The organism is Haloferax sulfurifontis (assembly GCF_014635105.1).
Classification (GTDB): Archaea; Halobacteriota; Halobacteria; order Halobacteriales; family Haloferacaceae; genus Haloferax; species Haloferax denitrificans.
Map to the genome: position 1 here is coordinate 208,229 of NZ_BMCI01000003.1, position 20,893 is coordinate 229,121.

Here is a 20,893-nt window from a genome sequence, read left to right on the forward strand (position 1 = left end):
CAGAGAGGATGTCAAGAGTGTCGCTCCTGTCGCACGCGAACCGTCAGCGAGACCCACCTGTCGGAGTGTCCCGACTGCGGCGGGTCGGTTCGAAACATCGCCGTCGCCCGCGAGTGACCAGCGACTCGCGCGACTCGGCGGGTCATCGACTCCGAACAACCCCTCAACTTCCTTCTCACAGAGCGCACGGAGGGTCGTATCCCCCCGTCAGTCGCCCGCTGTGGTTGGTTGTGGTCCCGCGGCACCTGTGGCCACGACGCTCCGCTCACGACTCGATGACGCCGGTGTAGCGGTCGACGAGTAAGACGACCGCCGCGCCGACGACCGCGGCCACGACGAACGCGCCGTAGAGTTCCGTCGTCCACGACCGCCCCGATTCGACGAGCGCGGCGGTGCTCTCTACCACCGGGGCGCGGAGCGCGCCGACGATGAGGCTCACGAGGAACGCCAGCGTCGCCCGTCTGTAGTGTTCGAGCGCCCAGCGGACGACGTGCGCGATGGTGAACAGGCCGACGACGGCTCCGACCATGAACGTGACGACGACCGTGCCCGACTCGACGACGACCGACAGCGGCGCGCCGGCGGCGACGTCGAGGAGGCTGTCGATGAACGCGTTGAGCGTCGCGTTCATGTACTCGTACTGTCCGAGAATCAACAGGAGAAGCGACCCGGAGACGCCGGGGAGAATCATCGCGCTGACGGCGATTCCGCCGGCGACCGCAATCGCCGGCGGCGAGTGCCCGAACGCGCCGCCGCTCCCGCCCGAGGCGACGAACGCGAGGGCGAACCCGGCGACGGCCGCCGCGATTTGACGCGGGCCGTCGAGCGACACCTGGGCGTAGAGGACGACCGCCGACGCGGCGATGAGCCCGAAGAAGAAGCCGTAGGTGGGCACCGGTGCCTCGGTGAGCGCGATGTGGAGCACGCGCATCACGGTCACGATGGCGGTGGCGATACCCGCGCCGAGCGCGAGCAGGAAGCCGATGTCGATTTCGCGCATCGCCGCGACCGCGTCGGCTCGGCGGCCGGGGACGACGACGCCGAGGACGCGTTTGATGCGGCCGGGCGTGATGGCCGTCACCGCGCCGATGAGTCGTTCGTAGATGCCAGTGATGAGCGCGATAGTACCGCCCGAGACGCCCGGAACGGCGTCGGCGGCCCCCATACAGACGCCTTTCAGGTAGATGAGAAGCCACGAGAAACGGGCTGTCGACCCGTCTGAGTTCCTCGACATTTCGTTGTCGGATGCTCTCTCGGCGAGGATATCAGTCCACCGTTCGACGTTGCGGCGCGCTCGGGTGTGAGCCGGACTCGGAAAGAATCAAAGCTCACGGCGTGCACAACTCTGTCAATGAAGCTCAGCATCATCGGTAGCGGGTACGTCGGCACGACGGTCGCGGCCTGCTTCGCGGAGCTCGGCCACCGCGTCGTCAACGTCGACATCGACGACGATATCGTTCGGGCGTTGAACGAGGGCCGATGTCCGATTCACGAGCCCGGGCTGGCCGAACTCGTCGAACGGCACGCGGGAGACGGACTCCGAGCGACGACCGACTACGACGAGATTCTCGACACGGAGGCCACGTTCCTCGCCCTCCCGACCCCGTCGAACGACGACGGCAGTATCGACCTCGGCGCGATGAAGGCCGCCGCGACGTCGCTCGGCGAGACGCTCGCGCGGAAAGACGGTTCGCATCTCGTCGTCACCAAGAGCACGGTCGTCCCGACGACGACGGTCGACGTCATCGGGCCGCGAATCGAGGAGGCGTCGGGGAAACGCGTCGGTGAGGGGTTCGATATCGCGATGAACCCCGAGTTCCTCCGCGAGGGCACCGCAGTCGACGACTTCCTCGGCCCTGACAAAATCGTCTTCGGCGCACAGACCGACCGGGCGCACGAGCGACTCGCCGAGATTTTCGCCCCGCTCGTCGAACGCGCCGGGAATCCGCCGGTCGTCGAGACCGGCATCAGCGAAGCCGAGATGATAAAGTACGCCAACAACGCCTTCCTCGCGTCGAAGATCAGCCTCGCCAACGACCTCGCGAACATCTGCAAGGAGTTCGGCGTCGACTCCGACGAGGTGTTGGAGACTATCGGTCTCGACGCCCGTATCGGGTCGGCGTTCCTCGGTGCGGGTCTCGGATGGGGCGGGTCGTGCTTCCCGAAAGACACGGCCGCGATTATCGCCGCCGCCCGCGCCCAGGGCTACGAACCGCGCCTCCTGCAGGCCGCCGTCGACGTCAACGACGGCCAACCGGAGCGAATGCTCGACCTGCTCCGAGAACGTGTCGACCCCGACGGCAAGCGCGTCGCCGTGCTCGGGCTCGCGTTCAAGCCCGGCACCGACGACATCCGGAAGTCGCGGGCGACGTTACTCATCAGTTCGCTCGTCGACGCCGGAGCCGACGTCGTCGGCTACGACCCCGTCGCAACCGACAACATGCGCGAGCGGTTCCCCGACATCGAGTACGCCGACTCGGCCGCGGACGCGCTCGCGAACGCCGACGCGGCGCTCGTCGCGACCGACTGGGACGAGTTCGCGGCGCTCGACGACGAGTTCGACGCCATGCGCTCGCGCGTCGTCATCGACGGTCGCCGCATCGTCACTCGACGCGAGGGAATCGACTACGAGTCGCTGGTCTGAGTCGGCTCCGCTCATCTGAGTCGAGTCCGGAGACGCTCCCGAGCGGCTTCGGTCGGCACTCGCTTGCTCGACTGTCGGCGGTTGTTCTGAACTGCGTGGAAAAAATGCGACCGCGAGAGACGTCGCCGGCTCTGTGCTCCGTTAGGCGGCGACAGAGACCGCGCCAGCGTCGACTGACGCCGAGACCGAAGCCGACGTCGACTCGTTCGTCTGCGAGTCGTCCGACGAGGAATCTCCGGACGAGGAGTCAACAGGCAGGTCGAGTTCCTGTTCGTTCCGTTCGAGGCTGACCTGCACGGCACCGTCTTCGGCACCGTTGACGAGGCCCTCCTCGACGGCGACGTTCTCCGCCTGGTAGGTGACGATAGTGCTGTTTCCGGCGACCGAGGTCGGGCCGGTGAACGCGTAGCCCCCCGTCGCGCGGACGCTGACGTTCGTGTAGCCGTTTTCCGGGCCGTACTCGTCGTAGCCGGTCGTGGAGTACGGGAGCGTCATCGTGAACTCACCGTCGGCGTCGGTCTGCGCCTGCTGTGTGTAGGTGAAGTTCGTGCCCGTGGTCAGGTCGCGCATCTGAACGCGCGCGGTCACCGTCGCGTTGGCCGGGGCACCGCTCCCTTCGACCGTCGCGCCGGGGACGCGTTCGAACGTCTTGACCCACGAGGGGTTGTTGGGGACGAGCGCCTGCGGCTGGATGCCGTAGGTGTTGCCCTCCCTGACGATGGAGTTCTGGTAGGACCCCGAGCGGAGCGCCGAGCTGTTCGAGGACTTCACGAGACGGTAGTGTTCGAGGGCCGAAACGCGCTCCTCGGGGAACGTTCCGAGACCGCCGATCTGGGACGTCGGGTCGTTCGCGACGTACTCCTCTGCCGCGGTCATGTTGTCGAACACCCTGACTGCCTGCCCGTCCGAGGGCGTCACTCTGAACGTCACCGAGCCGTCGGCGGATGTGCGTTCTTCCCAGTCGACGACGATCGGCGCCGCCTCGCGAGCGCTTCCGTGGTACGCGTAGAGCCGGACCATCAAGCTCTCGTAGTAGCGCTGGTCTTTGACGTTCGATGCGGCGGCGATAGTCGTCTGTCCGTTCTGCTCTTGCAGGCGGTACATCGGACTGTAGAAGTCCGACGTAGAGACGTTCGACTCGTCGTAGAAGACGGTCGGCGCGCTGAACTTCGAGTCGGTCGAAGCCATCTGCCAGTCGACCATGACGTAGCGAGTCTGGTCGCCTTCACCGTCGTCACCCATCGAGGTGAGGACCGATTCAGCCTGCTGTTCGTCGTCGGCGAGGAGGAAGTTCGCTGCCTCCGTCGCACCTTCCTGGAACGGGTTCGCGTTCGGAATGCGTTCGCCGAGGACGGTAATCCAGTGACCGTAGTCCCACCAGGACATGACGCCGTACGAACCGTCCGGATAGTCGAAGTCGTCTGCGCGCTCGTACGTCCCGTAGTACTCCATCCGGTTCGATACGCCGCCGAGCTCGCCTTCCGCGGGTGTGTTGTTCTGCATCCAGGTGAGGCTTCCGTCCCACTGAGTGACGGTCCCTGGACCGGTCTGGGACGCTTGCATGGCGGTTTGAGACACGCCGCCATTACCGAGTTGGATTGGGATGATGAGTACGGGCGTGAGGATGAGCAGGATGGCAATCACGACTGCTGCGACCTGTCCATACGAGATGTCGCCGAGGCGGTCGACGCTCGCGAAGCCGATGAAGTCGAGTCTGAGGACTTCTCGAAGGAGGTAGGCGTTCATCACCGCGACGACGACTGCGAGGTAGTAGTTGAAACGAACCTGCGTGAACGCTGCCGAGGTGATAATCGCGGCCCACACGAGGACGAACAACTGTTCGCTCTCGTAGTCAGCTTGCATCACTGCACCCACGATGAGTGCGGTGACGATGGTGAGGCTAACGAGCGACGATTCGACACCGAGGACACTGCCGACCCCTGCCGGAAGTGCCGGTATCAAGAAGAGAACTCCGATGAGAACCAGGCTCCCGGTAACGTATCCAATCTTCCGCGAGTTCCCACCCCTGACAAGTGGTTTCGCGACGAACCAAACTGCCGCGAGAGCACCTGTGAAGAAGGTGAAACCGTACTCAGACATGATACGGTCGACAGCAGTCTGACCGCTCGACTGGAGTGAGTTTGCAGCGATGAACGGTTGTGCTTCTCCGATGGTCCGAGTAGCTGCCCCGGCGCTGAAGCCGACCGTGCGGAGGAAGTTAGTTGTGATCTGTCTGAAAGCGTCCGGGAGGATGACCGCCAGCAGCGCTATCGCGATGAGGCCGATGGCAGCGACGGAAATAGGGTATCCTCGGGCGTCGACATCGTTCGACTCCCACCAGCGAGCGAGTGCGGCGAGAAAGGCAGCACCGAGAGCGATACCGAACGAGAACAGCGGTTGAATGAGACTGAATTGGGTAATACTGAACGAAGTATCGGACAGTGGGACGAACATCAAGACACCGGTGACGAGCGTCGAGACGACACCGACGAACGCGACATGTTCGGGAGACTGCCCACGAACGAAGTCAGAAACCATCGCAAGGACCAAAAAGAGACCAAAGATGCCAACGAGGAGGATGCCTGGCGGCCACGACCACATGTAGACCGCCATGGCGACGCCAGCAAGCGCGGACCACTTGAGGGGATCGCGGAGGGCGTCTAAGTCGCGGGCCTCAACGAGCTCCCAGACGGGTTTTTCCCGGTCTGCGACACGAAGAGCAATCATAACCGCGAGGACTGCGAAACCTTGGAAGAACGGCTCGGCGATGTTGTGGTCGGCGAATCCGACGAGACCACGTTGAAGGAAGGTCCCGGGTAGGAGCATCAGGATGACGACGCCGAAAAGGCCACCGAGGCGTCCGCCAAGTCTGCGGCCGATCAAGAACGTTGGAATGGCGACGAGCGTACCAAAGACTGCCGGTGCCACGAGGAGCGTCTTCGCGATTAAATCCGCGGAGGGGCTCCCGAGTCCAACGATGAGTGCGACCGTCGCAATTATTTGGTCGTAGATAGTGCCGAACTGACCGACACTCGTCCCGAACGGGAAATTCGTCCACGGGTCGAACGGCATTGTGGAGGGCCAATTGCGAACCGTGTACGAAACTTCGCGGAGGTGGTACCACGCGTCGTTTCCTGAGAAAAGGACATCACCATCTCTGATGAAATTGCTGTACGACCGGAGACGAATAGCCAACATAGTGACTAATATCACGAGGAGGATGGGGACGTGATACCAGTCTTTGAACAGCTCGAGGACCGACTGAGAATCAAGGCCCTCTGTACGTTCAGAGTCTACGCTCATTGATTCGATGGATTCGGAAAACGCGCATAAGTCTTGTGAAAGTCGGTCTTCAAAACTTCTTTTTCAGGAACGTTATCGGCTTTCGTACCAGTTGACGAACCGCTCGATTCCTTCTTCGAAGTCGACTTTCGGTTCCCAGTCAAGTTCGTTCCGTGCTCGTGACGTATCCGAGACGTATACCTTTTGATCTCCTTCACGCCACTCGTCGAAGGAGATGTCGGTACGCTTCCCCGACTTTTCTTCGAGAAGGTCGAGGAATTCGAGGAGACTTGTCGTGTTCTCCGTGCCGCCACCCATGTTGTAGACCGCGGACTTCCCGTCAGGGTCTGAGAGGAACGCGTCGTAGGCGCGAACGAGGTCTTTCACGTAGAGGACATCACGAACCTGCTTTCCGTCTCCGAAGATGGTCAGCGGCTCGTCGTTGAGCGTGCTGATTGCGAAGTGAGCAACCCATCCCTGGTCTTCGTTTCCGAACTGGCGCGTCCCGTAAATACAACTCATGCGAAACGCGGCCGCTTGGACCTCCTGTCGCTCTGCGTAGTCCTGCACATAGAGGTCAGCAGCGAGTTTCGAAACGCCATACGGTGTGTGTTCACACCCGTCGATAGAGAGGGACTCGGGGATGCCGTTCTCGAAGTCAGGGTCGTCGTACCAGTAGCGACTCTCCTCCTCACGAACGAAGATGTCGTTGACGTTGTTCCCGTACACTTTGTTCGTCGAGGCGAGCACCACCGCAGGGTCGCTGTCTGCTTTCCGTGCAGCCTCGAGGACGTTGAACGTCCCTTCGGCGTTCACCTCGAAATCCGTGCGAGGGTCAGTAAGCGACGCCGTGACTGCGACTTGGCCGGCGGTGTGCACGATTGCGTCGTGCCCTTCGACGATGGATTCGAGCGTATCAGCGGCGCGGATGTCAGCTTCGACGAGTTCGACCTCGGGGTAGTTCTCCTCGATGAAATTCCAGTTGTATGCCGCGGTGTTCCGACTCTCATCGGCATTTTCGAGCGTCTCAGTTCGACTGAGGTTGTCGAGTGCCGTGACGTCGGCACCCTGTTCTGCGTAGTACTCGACCGCGTGACTGCCGACGAAGCCCGCGCCACCAGTGACGAGGACGGTCTCCGATTTGCTCATGTGTTACGTCTGCGTGCAGGTGGTGAAAATGCATGAGGTGGATATAGTTATTGCTCGCAATTCGACTGTTGTGTATAAACTCACCACGTTAGATGACTCGGATTACTCTTCTCCAACGAGACCCATCTCTTCGAGTTCTGCGTGGACTTCCTCGAAGTTTTCACTGACTCCGCGATTAGTCGTCTGTTAGCCGCTGTTCGAAATACGGAATCGTTCTTTTGAGTCCCGTTCGGAGCGAGATCGAGGGCTTCCAATCGAGCTGCGACGTGATTTTGGAGATATCAGGGCGTCGAACTTCTGGGTCGTCTTGTGGAAGTGATTTGTACGTCACGCCGGAATCGGTATCGACGACATTGAGGATGACGTCAGTTAATTCTCGAATGGAAATCTCTTCCGTGTTCCCGATGTTGAACACATCGCCTGCAGCGACTTCAGCAGGGGCATCAGCAATCGTTCGGATTCCTGCGACCAGATCTGATACGTAACAAAAACTCCGGGTCTGACTACCATCACCGTAGACAGTCAAGTCCTCACCACGGAGCGCCTGCGTCAGGAAGTTCGGAACCACACGACCGTCGTTTGGATCCATTCGGGGACCATACGTGTTGAAGATTCTAGCGGTGCGAATGTCCATCTCGTATTTCCGTTCATACGCGACGGCGAGTGCCTCCGAGAAGCGCTTCGACTCGTCGTAGGGCGCTCGCGGGCCTCTGATGTTGACGTTGCCGTTGTACGTTTCCGACTGTGGGTGTTCGTCTGCATTCCCATACACTTCACTCGTCGAGGCGATGAACACGCGAGCGTCGTGGTCACGAGCACATTCGAGTGCGCGCTTGGTCCCCTGACTGTTCGTCAGTGCGATTTCGACGGAGTGCGAGGTGAAATCTTCTGGACTCGCCCGTGACGCCATGTGATAGACGACATCGACAGTTTTGAATTCAGGGAACGGATCCCGGACATCGTGTTTCTGAACCGTAAGCCTTGGCGACTCAACATGCGCCAAGTTCTCCTGACGGCCACTCCCGTAGTTGTCGAGAACAGTGACACGGAACCCATCTTTAAGGAGGCTATCGACGAGGTGGCTCCCGAGAAATCCCGCACCGCCAGTCACGACTACGTGCGTTGTGATTTCTGTATCAGGCTGTAGTGAACTTTTGTCTTCCGACATCTGTTAGAAATAGATACTGCTGTTGTCGCCAACGTTGAGATTGTTCGCCTCACCGTGGACATCGGTGTTACTCCCGACGATGCTTTCGTTGATATTGACGCCCTGTAAGACCGCATTCTGTCCAACAATACTGTTGGCGACGATGCTCTGTTCTATCGTGGCCCTATCGTCAATACTCACGTATGGGCCAACGACACTCTCTTTGACGGTTATGTTCTCTCCAGCGTCAATGGGAGGGATGATGACAGATCCTCTAAGTTGCTCGTCTCCATTTGTTTTAGTTCGTTCGAGAAGAACACGGTTGGCTTCCAGAAGCGTCTCGGGACGACCACAGTCGTACCAGTCTTCGACTTCGAATGTTCGGAGGTTGCACCCCTGTTCGACCATCCTCTGGAGCGCGTCGGTTAATTGGAACTCGTTTCCAGCACCTCTGATGTCGTTGTCGACCAGATGCCCGAGCGCGTCAAAAAGTGCGTTCGAATTTTCGATAATGTACACGCCACTGATAGCTAAGTTCGATGGTGGGTCATCAGGTTTCTCGACGAGTCGGCTGACTGCGTTGTCCCCGCTCATCTCGACGACGCCATAATGGCTCGGTTCGGAAACCTCTTTCACGCCGATGCTTCCGTCGCTCTCCGGAAGTTCGTCATGAGCATCGAGGAATGTGTTGAATCTGTTTTCGAAGAGCATGTCCCCGAGTGCGATGAGTAACTCGTCGCCGCGGGCGATAGATTCGGCCTGATAGATACTGTGGCCGAGGCCTTTTGCGTTCTCTTGTTCAACGAAGTCGAACGCGAACTGTTCGGAGAATGCAGACCGAGCGTACTCAGTAATCTGGTCCTTCATAGTCCCTCCGACGACGACGACGACTTCTTCGACATTCGTCTCGGCAATATTTTGGAGGATATGTCCGAGAATCGGCTTTCCAGCTAGCCTTACCATTCCCTTTGGTTTCGTATGCGTCTGGGGGTAGAGCCGTGTCCCTTGACCGGCAGCTGGAATGATCGCTTTCATTAAAGACAGATTCCTTTCCCCTATCTAAAATCCACCGCTCCATGCGAACATGGGAGGAACGTCTCCCCGAAAATATCATACGACGAACTTTCTTAAAAAAGCTCATACTTTGAGGGCCAATGATGGTCTCACTCGTCGTCCCCGTCCACAATGAGGTAGGGGGCTGGACGTGACTGACTGACTGCGTGAAATCGGTTCTCTCCTCTAAATTTTTCACGTGCTTGAAGTTGTCTATGTGGGAATACGAACTGTTTGGCCAAGCTGAACGTCTGCGAATCTCTCTACTCGTTGCAGTTGCCGGGTTTTATGGGGTAACTCCCCGGTGTTGATAGTTGGAAGGGGCACAACTCGCAGACGGCGTTCAATAGTTAGATTCGCCCTCGAAATGGCTTGTGTCAGCACTCATCAGAAGTGTCATCCACTGGTCGTGGGTGTTCATCTACGTGCAGGCGTCTTCTACCGAACTCCTCAAAATCATCAGTACGACGCTGTCGCGCTCGCTCCCTCGATTACACTACTTGAGTTTTGAGGACTTGAAATCGCCTGGTAATGGCATTCTCACAATACGTTCTATATCGCAACCGTGGTGATTCTCGTCGGCGACTTGCTCTCTGGTCAGTTGTCCAGTGAGTATTCGTCGTGACCAACGGTGGTGATACGAACGCACAGGATGTCGAGACGTACCTCGAAATACCTGACACAGATAGTGCGACCGTCCTTGTGATTGACGAGTATCGGCTGCCCGTACAGTGGTATCTTCGTGCTACCGTCGCGGTGTTGGTATAGAGTCTCCTCGTATACAGTCTCTCAAAGTTATTGTTGGCCTCCGACATCGAAGAAGCTTCTGAGATATTTATTATTGTCAGTAGTGGTAGAAGTGAACTATAACTCCAAATAAACTTTGAGAAGTGTACCGTAGTGTTCCTTGGGTTGAGCGTAGCCTCAGAGACCCCATTCAGAAAGAGTGACACCACTTACGACTACAGTACAATCTTCCAATCCTATTTTTTGACTGGCTGCTGAAGAAGGTAGTGCCTACCAAAGATTTTTATAATTCACGCTCACCGCTGATATCGTGCGTGTCGCCATCATCACACCCCGATATCCACCTAACGTTCACGGTGGGGGAGAAATCAGTGTCCAACTTCTTGCAAATGAACTATCACCTCAGGTAGATCGTGTTGAGGTGTTTAGTTTCGATGGCGCCGGTGCGCGATCAGTCGACGGAATCAAAGTCCACCGATTTAGAAGCCTCCCACACCAGATACTGGAGTGTTCGAATCTACTGGCATACCTCCCATTGAGAAGGAAACTCAAGCAGTTAGAATCATTCGACGTACTCCATTCGTACAACATCGTATTGAACCCTGTTGTTGGTCGTCTCTCCTCTCAGATGGACGTTCCAAGCGTAGCGACACTGAACTCGTATGACCTCCTACCTAAGTCGGCTTTCGGAATAAAAGCACCCCCGAAACGACGTTTGTACGAACTTCTCTCAATGGGCACTACTGGCCGAATTATCCGGAGCGAAACAAAACGGATCAACCGCTTTATCACTCTGAGCGACGCTTCCAGAACTATCTACCGCGAAAACGGATTCCAGGACGTTCCGATCGATGTGGTCCCAAATATGCTTGATCCTTCATTTAAAATTCCTGAATCTGGAACAGACTCCAATAGCTATCAGTTACTCTTCGTTGGTAGCCTAATCAGAGAGAAGGGAGTCAAGTATCTTATTGAGTCTCTGTCTCATCTTTCTTCGGATATCTCTCTCAGAGTAGTTGGCACTGGAGACCAACGTCAATCCCTTGAGTCATTAGCTAATCGATTGGAAGTTAACTCTCGTGTCGATTTCACGGGCCAGATTCCGTACGAGCAACTACGTCAGTACTACACAGATGCTGACTTATTCGTCCATCCAGGTATATGGCCGGAACCGTTCGGGCGAACGTTGCTAGAGGCGATGCAAGCAGGCCTTCCAGTGGTTGCAACTAACCTAGGGGGGCCCGCAGAAATCGTCCAGCAAGACGAACTCCTCTGTCCGCCAAGAAACGCCAAAAAGCTCGCTGAGACAATTTCGCTAGCACGAAATCGATCAGGCGATGGAGTCCAGAACCAGGCGTATGTCTACAACCGGTACTCTCCCGAAACAGTCATCGACGAAATTTGTGATGTGTACCAGTTGGCAATGGACGGTTGGTAATCCGTCCACCTACGAATTAATCGTACTTTTCAGCTCCCCAACACGGTTTAACATACGTTCAAGAACGTATAAGAAGGACACGTCCAGATTTTTTGATTGTTGTAGAGCCAAGGGAAGATAGGCTAACGAGCCAAACAGCCCAAACAATATCCGCGGTATTGTCCGAGATCCACCGTGTTTTTGATGGAAGTGGTGTGTTCCTTCTCCAGACCGGATTGCTCTACTAACGAATGACTCCCAACTGTAATCATCGTTGTGTTCTACAGATATTGGGATGTATTTCATATCGAATCCGGCTTCAACGACCCGGCGCTGTAGGTCTGCATCTTCTCCTGCTGCTAATGGGAACGATTCATCGAATCCGTCCATCTCGGAAAGCACAGACCGTCGGTATGCAACATTTGCCGTTCCGCCCACTGCCAAGTCACCTTCACCCCGAACTGGCTCGTCCGGTTCATCGTACGACATCTGGTCTCGAAATCTGTGCGCTTGAGCAAAGCGGTTGCTCCTCAATAGTTCCTCGAGTGGGACTAACGAGCCACCTACTGCTGCAACACCCGGTTCGAAACCAGCAACCAACGAATGTACCCAATCTCGCGGAACGATGCAGTCGTCGTCTGTGAACAGAATAAACTCACCTGCCGCACGTCGCCACCCCCGGTTACGTGCTGCCGCAGGTCCCGAATTTTCCTGTCGTAGTACTTGTACGTGTCCCTGCTCTTCGAAACGCCTGAGAACGTCGTGTTGGTTTTCGGATTCGGAGCCGTCGTCGACGACGATTATCTCATAATTGTCTGCGGTCTGGTCACAGACTGACCCTAATGTCCGCTCTAATTTCGACGGTCGCTCGTAGGTCGGGATAACAATAGACGCGCGTATCTTGGAGGTCACGTATTTATGACGTTGAGACAGTTCGTTCTAACACAGTTACCATTGCTGAATCGAAGTTCTGTGAATCAATCTCTGTATGGCCGTTCATGCAATATATTTTCTACTACCTACGGTTTGTTTCCTACGTATTCAAAATGCCTTAGCTGACGCGGCACTGGTAACTGGCTGTGAATCCGATACGAGAACTATTAATCCGATACACTTTGAACTGAGATAAGATGGATACTGCTCGTTCTGGTATTGGTTGGTTGATTGCCCAGATGGGTGCACTCGCTGTGGCCTGGATCGCGAGCATTTATTTTGCTCGAACACTTCCTGATCCTCAGACGTCCCTCGGCACGTTCTATGCGTTTGAGACTGTCGTCACATTCCTTGTTTTGCTTGGAAACGGCGGTCTGAACGAAGCAATCGTTAAACGAGTCAGTGAGGGGAGAGATCCCGAACAGTTTGCAACTGCTGGTTTGTTGCTATCTATATTACTTGTTGTCACTGTCTCGGCGGGCATCCTATTGTCATCACAACTACTGATAAATTTCTTTAATTTTGGGGGAATCTCAGTATTGGTGATTATTGTGACAGTCATTTCATATCAAATGAGGGATACTTTGGGTGCACTTCTAGCAAGCAAATTCCAAGTTGGACGCTCAGGAGCCATCAACTTCGCAAATTCGGTTGGGCAAGTCGCCGTTCAGGTCTCACTTGTCTCTATCGGTTTCGGTGCCATTGGACTCATGATAGGATATATGGCGGGTGCGGTGTTCGCATCGCTGATAGCGATCTGTCTCGTCTCAAATCGTTTCAACATTGCCTCACCCACGAAGCACCACATCTATAGTCTGGTTCGGTTCGCTCGGTACAGCTTCCTCAACAACTTCGTCCAGAAATTTTACGATAATATCGACATTATCATAATAACAATTTTACTTGGTACATCATCAACAGGCGTATACGGAATTGGCTTTCGATTCTCTCTCCTTGTCATGGTTATCTACAGCGCAATTACCCGCTCGGTCGCACCTGAGATCAGTCGGCTAGATATGGAAGGAAATAACGAGCGTATTCGGGAACTCCTCAACGATTCAATCGTTTTGGGATTGTTTTTTGGGATTCCTGCTCTGGCTGGGTTCGGTGTTCTCGCACAACCAATCATCGTCACGTTCTACACGGAGGAGTTCGCCTCGGCAGCAGTCATCGCATTCGGTGCCGTCGCAACAAGAATCCCGGAAGGACTTCGGTCGACTGCTAGCGCTGTACTGAGCGGAATGGACCGTCCCGACATCACCTTTCGGGGTGGTGCTATTCTCATGATTACAAATCTTGTTCTTGATCTTATTCTTGTCCCGACGATTGGAATCAAGGGTGCTGTAGTGGCGAGTTTTGCTGGAATGTCCCTGCAACTGTTGTATCTTACTTATTATCTCTTTTCGATTCTTGACCTCTCGTACGTTGATCTTCCTGGCCGAGAGGTCCTGGCCGAGGTCCTAGCCGCGCTCGTAATGGCCGGTGTCGTCTACGCTGTGAGAGCCAGGCTCCCCGGGATGTCCGCCGCATTACTTGTTGGATTAGTTCTGCTCGGTGTTATCACTTACTTCACGGTCATTATCGGTATCAGTGGAGGTGTCCGGCGCCGAGTATTCGGAATCGCACGAACGGTAATACCTTGATGTTGCAGCGATCAAGCTACCGACTAATTGTCACTCTTATTCTCGACAACACCTGTAGTTCACCCAGAGCACCTGGATGTTGGAGTCGTTTTTGGCCACCATTGTCGACTTCGCATCCCCCATGAGTCCTACCGACTCTCTTTAGCAACTGATAACCACTTGGAACTAAAAATAACCGAGATCTTGGAGTCTCTGTGTCACCTCTTCAGAAGTGACATTTGAATTTGTGACACTCTCTGTGGGTGTGTGTGTTTTGTTGTCCGTTCCAGTAGTTTCGTACCACGGGACGGTAACGAGTGGGTCGATTGGCATCCAACGTGGATGGCCGTAAATCCCATACTCTCCAATCGCGTTTCCGTGGTCTGAGGTAACGACGGCAGTGTCGGCGTCAACATTTTCCAACAGTATTTCGACGTCCTCTAATACGTGGCGTAAGTTGTTCTTATACTCACGCCACACTGTTTCTTCGTCCACATCTCCGGTCCGTAACTGCTCCCATATCGTCCGTGACTGCTTCTTTCGCTCTTTATCGTTTGGACCGATATACGAGCCTTGGTCTAACTCTGGTGCGGGAATGAACGGATGATGCGGTTGCATGTAATGGACAATCATCGAATCTATGTCCTGGTTCCTACTGGTCTCGATTGCTGTATCAGTGATTGGTCTGGGTTGAATCGTTCCGATATCGTTATCCCAACTCCTTCGCCAGACCTCTTTCAATATCTTCACAGGCACCTCTCGTTCTCCGGTGAGTTTTGTTTTACAGGATGAACATATTTCACACCCCTCATGGTACACGGCTTGGTGCGAAGGTTTGATCTCAGCCCCACAGTCACACTGATTAGAGAACGTATAAGGGAATGCATAGATCGAATTAGGATTTCCAGTAACATACGCTGCCTGTGCGAGTTTGCGTTTATACTGTGGGTCGAAAATCTTCTTTACCCAATCCGATGTCGAACTCGCAACTGACGTTAACGAGTTCTGGTTTGAGAGAAACTGGTATTCATTTGCGACAGATTGTAGTAAATCCAAACGACAAGCGTCAAGTACAATCAGAAGGTCCCAATCACGCTCCCAAACTGATGTTGGATTATAATTCAAATTGCTAATCCACCTGACACATCCTACTCGAAATTCGTACGATGACTCTTTAACACCATCCATTCCGTCTGTCCGGATTGACTGGACAGAACTGTTGAACCAGTCGAATAGACTCATGTACAGGTTCGTTCATCCCTAGGTCTAATAAGGTATTTCCCTTTTAATGGCTCTGGTGAATCGCCATACAGCGGTTGATTTCACTGTTTTGCGGCACACTTGATGTTGTGAATGACACACTTCACGACGAGTTCACGAAATTCTCGGTACCAGGTTCGCACTCGCACGGCGTCGCCGTGCGTGCGCTTGATCGACGAGAAGACGGTCTCACACATCGATCGTTGACGGCATCGAGGCCCATCGACCACGCGCATAACGCGCGGGTCGATGGGCCGGAAGATCCGGTGCTTAATCAGCGGTCTGACGTCCTCTTCTCGGAGTTTCTCGCGTAAATCCATCCGATTCGTAGCCTTTGTCAGCGGCGAGGCTGTGCAGGTCGTCTGCGTTGCGGCAGGCGACCTGCCAGCCGAGCTGTGTGTCGTGCGTTTTCTCGGTCGTACAGTCAAGAATCCCTTGAGTCTCTGTATCCACGAGAGCCGTCGCTTTGAGCGTCTGAACGCGGTAATTCGTGTGGCGGCAGTAGTGCTTGCTGGCGTTCTCGCGGTCGAAAAACGTAGCGTCGATTGCGGCGTGACCCGAGGGGTCGTGCAGCTGCGCCGACAGGCGCAGCAGCACTCGCCAGATCTTCATTTCGAACCTATCAAACGCTTTAACCAGCGTCGAGTGGTCAGGGAGACCGCCCTCTTCGAGGCCGATCTCCCCAAAATATGCGGCATCTCGCTCAGCAAATCGAGTGCCTTGCGGTACGATTCATCAAGGTAAACCCGAAGACAGTGCAGCGAGACGAGGACGTAGTCGGTGACAACATTTTTAGCCAACGTGACGACTTTTGTCGTGAAGCGGGAGATTTTCGACATAGGTATCAACAGTCTTCCGCTTCAACTCCTTTGAGTTAACGACCGAATCCGCCGCCATCTAGTGATTTACCAGAGCCGATAAATTCATTCTAGAAATATACAACTACCTATGTCCAACCAACCCTTCGTAGACCCAATCCCTTGTTTGTGGGTTTAATTAGCGAGAAAATCCGTCTTGTCCTCTTTGATTTGGGCGCTCGGTTGATCTGCTAACCCTCTGAGACAAAAACGATGCTAGGTTATTGATTTTGATAGATGATCTGAGTAAACTCGGCCACTTCGCTCCACGTGATGCCAATATCAATATCGACATCAACGTGGTCCAAAGAGTGGACTGCACTGACTATCTCCGAGGACCTGGCATCTTGAATCGCGAAACTTCCTTCTCTTCTTGCCCAGTCCACTAATGCCCCCGCTTCCCTCACCACACACGGCGTCCCCGCCGCCAACGCCTCTGCCACCGTCATCCCGTAGGCCTCGAACTCGCTCATGGTCACGTAGACATCGGCACCGGCGTAGAGACCGGGCAACGTCTCGCTATCAACGTATCCGAGGAACTCGACTCGGTCTTCGACACCAGCCTCTCGTGCGATTCGCTCCAACGCATCGCGATACGGCCCGCTCCCCGCGACGAGCAGGTCGAATTCGGGGAGGTCGGTCATCGCACGAATCACGTGCTGGACACCTTTGTATTCCTCTAACCGTCCAACTGTGAGGAGATACGGTCGTTCCCGATCGAACGCCGTGGCCGACGTGAACCGCTCGACGTCGAGTCCGTTCGGTATCACCGTCGCATCGACGTCGAAGTCCCTTGCCAATTGTTCGCGTTCCCACTCGCTGACGGCGATGACAGCGTCGGCACGTCTGATTGCCCACCTGCCGAACGGCCTGTAAAGCGACAGCAGTCTCTCCCGAACCGAACTCGCGCTGCCACCGTGGTAGTGCGTCGTCACGACGAACCGTCGCTCACCGACACCCAGCGCCGCGAAAAACAGCGGGAACGAGTGATAATTGTGTGCGTGGACGACATCGGCGTCCGCGTTCCGAACTGCCCGCATGATCTGCGGGCAAATATGCATGGCACCGTCCGGTGCGACCCCGCGGTAGCGCTTAATACGAACGCCGTTTCGGCGCTCGCGTCGAAACCCATCCCCGCCAGCGTCAGCCGTGAGGACAGTAACCTCGTGCCCACGATCGACGAGTCGCTCTGAAATTTCTGCTACGTGTGTCTCCACACCTCCGGATTGCGGCGGATACCGCGGCGTCACCTGCAGTATCCTCATTCGTACTGGTCTCGCAGTTCTTCGTCGACTTCCCAAATCGCACTCCCTTCCCCGCGCAGCAGTTTCACACTCGCAAAGAGCAGCGACACCTGCGTATCGAAGAGTGCGTAGGCGGGCTGGAGCGGCCCGAGTTCATCGCGTGACCCGAGAGCGACGAACGCGGCGACGGCACCGGGTACAACGAGTCCAAGGGGGCCACCGAGGGCGAACCCGACGAGCGTCGTCACCGACAGCACGCCAGTGAGCAACCACGGCGAAACGATCATAAACCACCAGTTGAACGGGAGAACGACAGCCCCGTACATTCCGTACCGACCCAATGCGTCGCGGTGCTGGGCGAGGAGTCGAATCAAGCCCATCGCACGCCGGTCTTTCTGCGTTCGCCGCTTGGAGAACGCAGAGTGCGACGCCTCCTTGTAGCGGATGTCGGGGTCGAAGACGACGCGTTTGCCGTTCCGACGAATCAGCAGTGCCAGTTCGGTGTCGTCGGCGATGGAGTCCGGGTCAATGGGAACGATTTCGTCGTTTTCGAACGCGGAGAACGGCCCGTGGAAGATGAGCGTCGAATCGAGATGCGATTCGAGCGTTTGGATGGTCGCTTGGATTCCACGGTACCCCTCTTCGACGCCGCTGCCTCCCAGGACGTCTGCGTTTCGGCCGGTGACCGCGCCGACGTGAGGGTCGGCGAGGTTGGCGGCCGCGACACGGAGCGCATCGGGTGCGACTTTCGAGTCGCAATCGGTCTTGACCACCATCTCGTTTTTTGCGGCGGCGTAGGCGTCGTTGAGCGCAGGGGCGAGGCCGCGACGCTCGTCTTCTTCGATGAGGTTCAGCGTCGGCGTGTCGCGGCGCTCGAACCAGTTACGGATGATGTCTCGCGTCGAGTCGTCGCTCGAATCCACGATGACGACTTCGACTTTCTCCATCGGGTAGTCGAGCGCGTAGATGTCGTCGAGTTTGTTTTCGATGATTCGTTCCTCGTTGTACGTCGGCAGCACGATGCTGACCGTCGGTTCCGCGTCCTGCTTGTTCGCTGGGGAGCCCTCCGGGTCAACCACGTAGTAGAGCAATCCGTAGAGCAGGTACGGGATTCCCGTGAGCGAAAAAAGGAACACCGCCCCTTTCGCCAGACGGCGAGCGAGAGTGCGCATACCCCCGGTTGAACGAGGGTAATAAAAATAACACGGGTCTCACCCCTTTGCTACCGTCCTCCAGAGTTCATATCGGTAGCGACCACCTCTCTGGTTAGTTGCAATTCTGGCTGGCGCACACCCACACAATTTCCCGGAAAGACACCTTCGTTATGATCGTCCCGAGGCTCTGATTTGATTAGAGACTCCCCTAAGTGAGATCCATCGAATAGACCAACATTTCAGATCGAGGTATACTGGATACACAGGACATCAGCTTCGAAAATATGGTCGATTCAGCGATTGTTGAGTGAACGTGAACTGCGCTGGTCGAAGCAAGTGTGAGTGCCGACGATAGGCGAGGAGACTCTCTGCGAAGAAACGAAAACAGACAATACACCACCTGTACGATGAGGTGTACTGGTGATGAGAGAGAAAGTGACAGGCGTCGCGACTCGATGATCTAGTGAGTCCGTCGACGAGCACAGACCTGTGAGGAAACGAAAAACCACAGTCAAGCGCGACGCTACGGCACGAAAACACGCGGGGGGATTCGTAGACTGTGGTCAGTGGTCGACAGGACCTCAGCACCAAATTCACACCCCCGAGACGACGATACGAATACACCCCCTGCGGAAAACGGGCGAGTGTGTACACCCCTGATATCGGTGGGTGTACCGGGGTGAGCCGAAGACACTTAAAAGCAAAAAGGGTGTAGAGGATGGGCAAAAAAGTACAAGGGTGTACGAGTACCAAGCAGCTGCGATCCATACCCACGAGATATTGGTGGAGCTACGGCTCCAGTACTGCCCGCCCGAGTAACAGCCTCGGGGAGCCTCCTTGACCGAACCGAGTTGGTGGGGTGGCACAAACAGACTCCCGGTTGGAGATAAAACGCGGCTTTCGGGGCGTGATATAGTACGGGTTAGCGACGTCAGTTCGCACAACGCCGACTGTCATCCGTGTAAACCGTTCAGGTTCGTGACTAAGTCGTGTCCTTGATACTAAAGAGAAAACCCTTTTGAGAAGTCCTCAACCACCACTGTAACAATGCCCACCCCCGACGCCGTCTGTATCCTCATCCCCACCTACAACGAGGCGGAAACTGTCGCTGACGTCGTCTCTGACTACCGGGACGAGGGATTCACAAACGTCCTCGTCATCGACGGCGATTCGACGGACGGAACGCGTGAGATTGCCGAAGACGCTGGTGCTCACGTCGTCGTCCAGTCGGGTACCGGAAAGGGCCAAGCCGTCAGAGAGGCCATCGAGGACCACGTCACAGCCGAGTACGTCCTGATGCTCGACGGCGACGGAACCTACGAAGCGACGGACGCCACCAAGATGCTCGCCCCGCTTACGGAGGGGTACGACCACGTCATCGGCGATCGCTTCGCCGACATGCGTCCGGGTGCGATGACGCGGCTCAACAGGGTCGGAAACCGCATCATTAACCGGGCGTTCGCGTTCATTCACGGTCAGGACTTCCGTGATATTCTCAGCGGCTACCGGGCGTTCACTCGCGAGTCGTTTCTCGACATGACGCTCACCTCCGACGGTTTCGGCATCGAGACGGAGATGGCCGTCGAGTGCGCGAAGCGTGGCATCAAGACGACGGTCGTCCCCACGACGTACTACCCGCGGCCCGACGGCTCGGACACGAACCTCGACCCGATTCGCGACGGTGGTATCATCTTTCTCGAACTGTACCGCCGTGCTAAGACCAACAATCCGCTTTTCTATTTCGGAAGCGTCGGGTTTGCGTCGACGGCGACCGGGGTCGGCCTCGCACTCTACGTCGCCTACGAGTGGGTGGTTCGCTCGGTCTCCCACGAAGTCATCGCCGTCGTCTCCGCGGCGGGAATCCTCTTCGGCGTGCAGTTGTTGATGTTCGGCGTGCTGTCGGACCTCATCTTATCGTTGCATCGCGAGCAGATGAAACGCATCGAAGAACTGGAGTGAGCGCCGGCTCGCGCCGGCTGTCGAGACCGGACGCCTCCACCGAGACCGGCTTCAGAACGGGACGAGCGAACGGAGCCGACCCATCAGGCTCTTCGACGCTTTGGCGCGGAACTCCTCGAACACCGGGTGGAGCGTCTCCAAGAGGTCGCGGCGGGAGTCGAATCGGTCTTTCGGCGCGGCGGCGAGGGCGTCGCTTATCGCGACCGTATTGCCCGCGGCGTCAATCGGCACGGCGACGTCGTCGAGCGCTCGCACGATTTCGCTGGCGTCTGCCGGGTAGTCGATGTCTGCGGTGTCGACGTCATCGGCGAGCGCGGCGATACCGAATTCGATTGAGTTCGGCTCCGACGTATCGTTCTGCGGCGGTCTCGCGGCCATCGAACGTGTATAGGATGTCCCGCATGGAAAAACCCCCGACCTTCGGG

General features: G+C 56.3%; 14 protein-coding genes and 2 pseudogenes. 5 read left to right on the plus strand and 11 right to left on the minus strand.

The features are described 5' to 3' along the window. Nucleotides 1–6: 6 nt before the first annotated feature. A pseudogene (locus IEV64_RS19830) lies at nt 7–117 on the plus strand (rubrerythrin-like domain-containing protein); the annotation flags it as partial. Nucleotides 118–265: 148 nt separating this feature from the next. On the opposite strand, the gene IEV64_RS09355 reads toward IEV64_RS19830, so the two are convergent. Then, the gene (locus tag IEV64_RS09355) at nt 266–1,234 is read right to left on the minus strand and encodes a DUF368 domain-containing protein (RefSeq protein WP_049920384.1); all 969 of its coding nucleotides are present in this window, start codon (nt 1,232–1,234) and stop codon (nt 266–268) included. 117 nt (nt 1,235–1,351) lie between these two features. Here IEV64_RS09355 and aglM point away from each other — a divergent pair, with 117 nt between their 5' ends. Next, the gene (aglM, locus tag IEV64_RS09360) at nt 1,352–2,644 is read left to right on the plus strand and encodes a UDP-glucose 6-dehydrogenase AglM (protein ID WP_188423730.1); all 1,293 of its coding nucleotides are present in this window, start codon (nt 1,352–1,354) and stop codon (nt 2,642–2,644) included. 141 nt (nt 2,645–2,785) lie between these two features. On the opposite strand, the gene IEV64_RS09365 is transcribed toward aglM, so the two are convergent. The 4 genes from IEV64_RS09365 to IEV64_RS09380 all read right to left on the minus strand — a co-directional run bounded on the left by IEV64_RS09365 (nt 2,786) and on the right by IEV64_RS09380 (nt 9,257). Then, nucleotides 2,786–5,947, minus strand: coding sequence for an oligosaccharyl transferase, archaeosortase A system-associated (locus IEV64_RS09365; RefSeq protein ID WP_188423731.1), 3,162 nt, complete (start codon nt 5,945–5,947; stop codon nt 2,786–2,788). Nucleotides 5,948–6,019: 72 nt separating this feature from the next. After that, on the minus strand, nt 6,020–7,075 hold the full coding sequence (locus tag IEV64_RS09370; protein ID WP_188423732.1) for an NAD-dependent epimerase/dehydratase family protein: 1,056 nt from the start codon (nt 7,073–7,075) through the stop codon (nt 6,020–6,022). A gap of 175 nt (nt 7,076–7,250) precedes the next feature. Further along, nucleotides 7,251–8,243 carry an NAD-dependent epimerase/dehydratase family protein gene (locus tag IEV64_RS09375; RefSeq protein WP_188423733.1) on the minus strand — a complete coding sequence of 331 codons (993 nt, stop codon included), beginning with the start codon at nt 8,241–8,243 and terminating at the stop codon, nt 7,251–7,253. Between the two features lie 3 nt (nt 8,244–8,246). Next, on the minus strand, nt 8,247–9,257 hold the full coding sequence (locus tag IEV64_RS09380; protein WP_188423734.1) for a sugar nucleotidyltransferase: 1,011 nt from the start codon (nt 9,255–9,257) through the stop codon (nt 8,247–8,249). A gap of 1,075 nt (nt 9,258–10,332) precedes the next feature. Between IEV64_RS09380 and IEV64_RS09385 the strand changes: the two genes are divergently transcribed. Beyond that, the gene (locus IEV64_RS09385; RefSeq protein WP_188423735.1) at nt 10,333–11,460 is read left to right on the plus strand and encodes a glycosyltransferase family 4 protein; all 1,128 of its coding nucleotides are present in this window, start codon (nt 10,333–10,335) and stop codon (nt 11,458–11,460) included. 9 nt (nt 11,461–11,469) lie between these two features. On the opposite strand, the gene IEV64_RS09390 is transcribed toward IEV64_RS09385, so the two are convergent. Further along, on the minus strand, nt 11,470–12,351 hold the full coding sequence (locus IEV64_RS09390) for a glycosyltransferase family 2 protein (protein WP_188423736.1): 882 nt from the start codon (nt 12,349–12,351) through the stop codon (nt 11,470–11,472). Nucleotides 12,352–12,569: 218 nt separating this feature from the next. On the opposite strand from IEV64_RS09390, the gene IEV64_RS09395 reads away from it, so the two are divergent. After that, a complete protein-coding gene (locus IEV64_RS09395; RefSeq protein ID WP_188423737.1) occupies nt 12,570–14,015 on the plus strand; it encodes an oligosaccharide flippase family protein in 1,446 nt (481 codons plus the stop codon). A 165-nt stretch (nt 14,016–14,180) separates the two neighbouring features. Here the strand turns inward: IEV64_RS09395 and IEV64_RS09400 are convergent, their stop codons facing one another. From IEV64_RS09400 to IEV64_RS09415, 4 genes and pseudogenes are all read right to left on the minus strand, one after another. Beyond that, nucleotides 14,181–15,236: an alkaline phosphatase family protein gene (locus tag IEV64_RS09400; protein ID WP_188423738.1), complete on the minus strand. Its 1,056-nt coding sequence runs from the start codon at nt 15,234–15,236 to the stop codon at nt 14,181–14,183. Nucleotides 15,237–15,316: 80 nt separating this feature from the next. After that, nucleotides 15,317–15,866: pseudogene (locus tag IEV64_RS09405) on the minus strand (IS5 family transposase). A gap of 466 nt (nt 15,867–16,332) precedes the next feature. Continuing rightward, entirely contained in the window at nt 16,333–17,376 is a 1,044-nt protein-coding gene (locus IEV64_RS09410) for a glycosyltransferase family 4 protein (RefSeq protein WP_188423739.1), read from the minus strand. Then, nucleotides 17,373–18,527, minus strand: a complete 1,155-nt coding sequence (locus tag IEV64_RS09415) for a glycosyltransferase (RefSeq protein WP_188423740.1) — start codon at nt 18,525–18,527, stop codon at nt 17,373–17,375. The genes IEV64_RS09410 and IEV64_RS09415 overlap by 4 nt, the downstream gene beginning before the upstream one ends. Before the next feature lie 1,029 nt (nt 18,528–19,556). Here IEV64_RS09415 and aglJ point away from each other — a divergent pair. After that, nucleotides 19,557–20,468 carry an S-layer glycoprotein N-glycosyltransferase AglJ gene (gene aglJ / locus IEV64_RS09420; protein WP_188423741.1) on the plus strand — a complete coding sequence of 304 codons (912 nt, stop codon included), beginning with the start codon at nt 19,557–19,559 and terminating at the stop codon, nt 20,466–20,468. 51 nt (nt 20,469–20,519) lie between these two features. Here aglJ and IEV64_RS09425 read toward each other — a convergent pair whose 3' ends face one another. Beyond that, entirely contained in the window at nt 20,520–20,846 is a 327-nt protein-coding gene (locus tag IEV64_RS09425; protein ID WP_007273686.1) for a DUF5789 family protein, read from the minus strand. Nucleotides 20,847–20,893 lie beyond the last annotated feature (47 nt).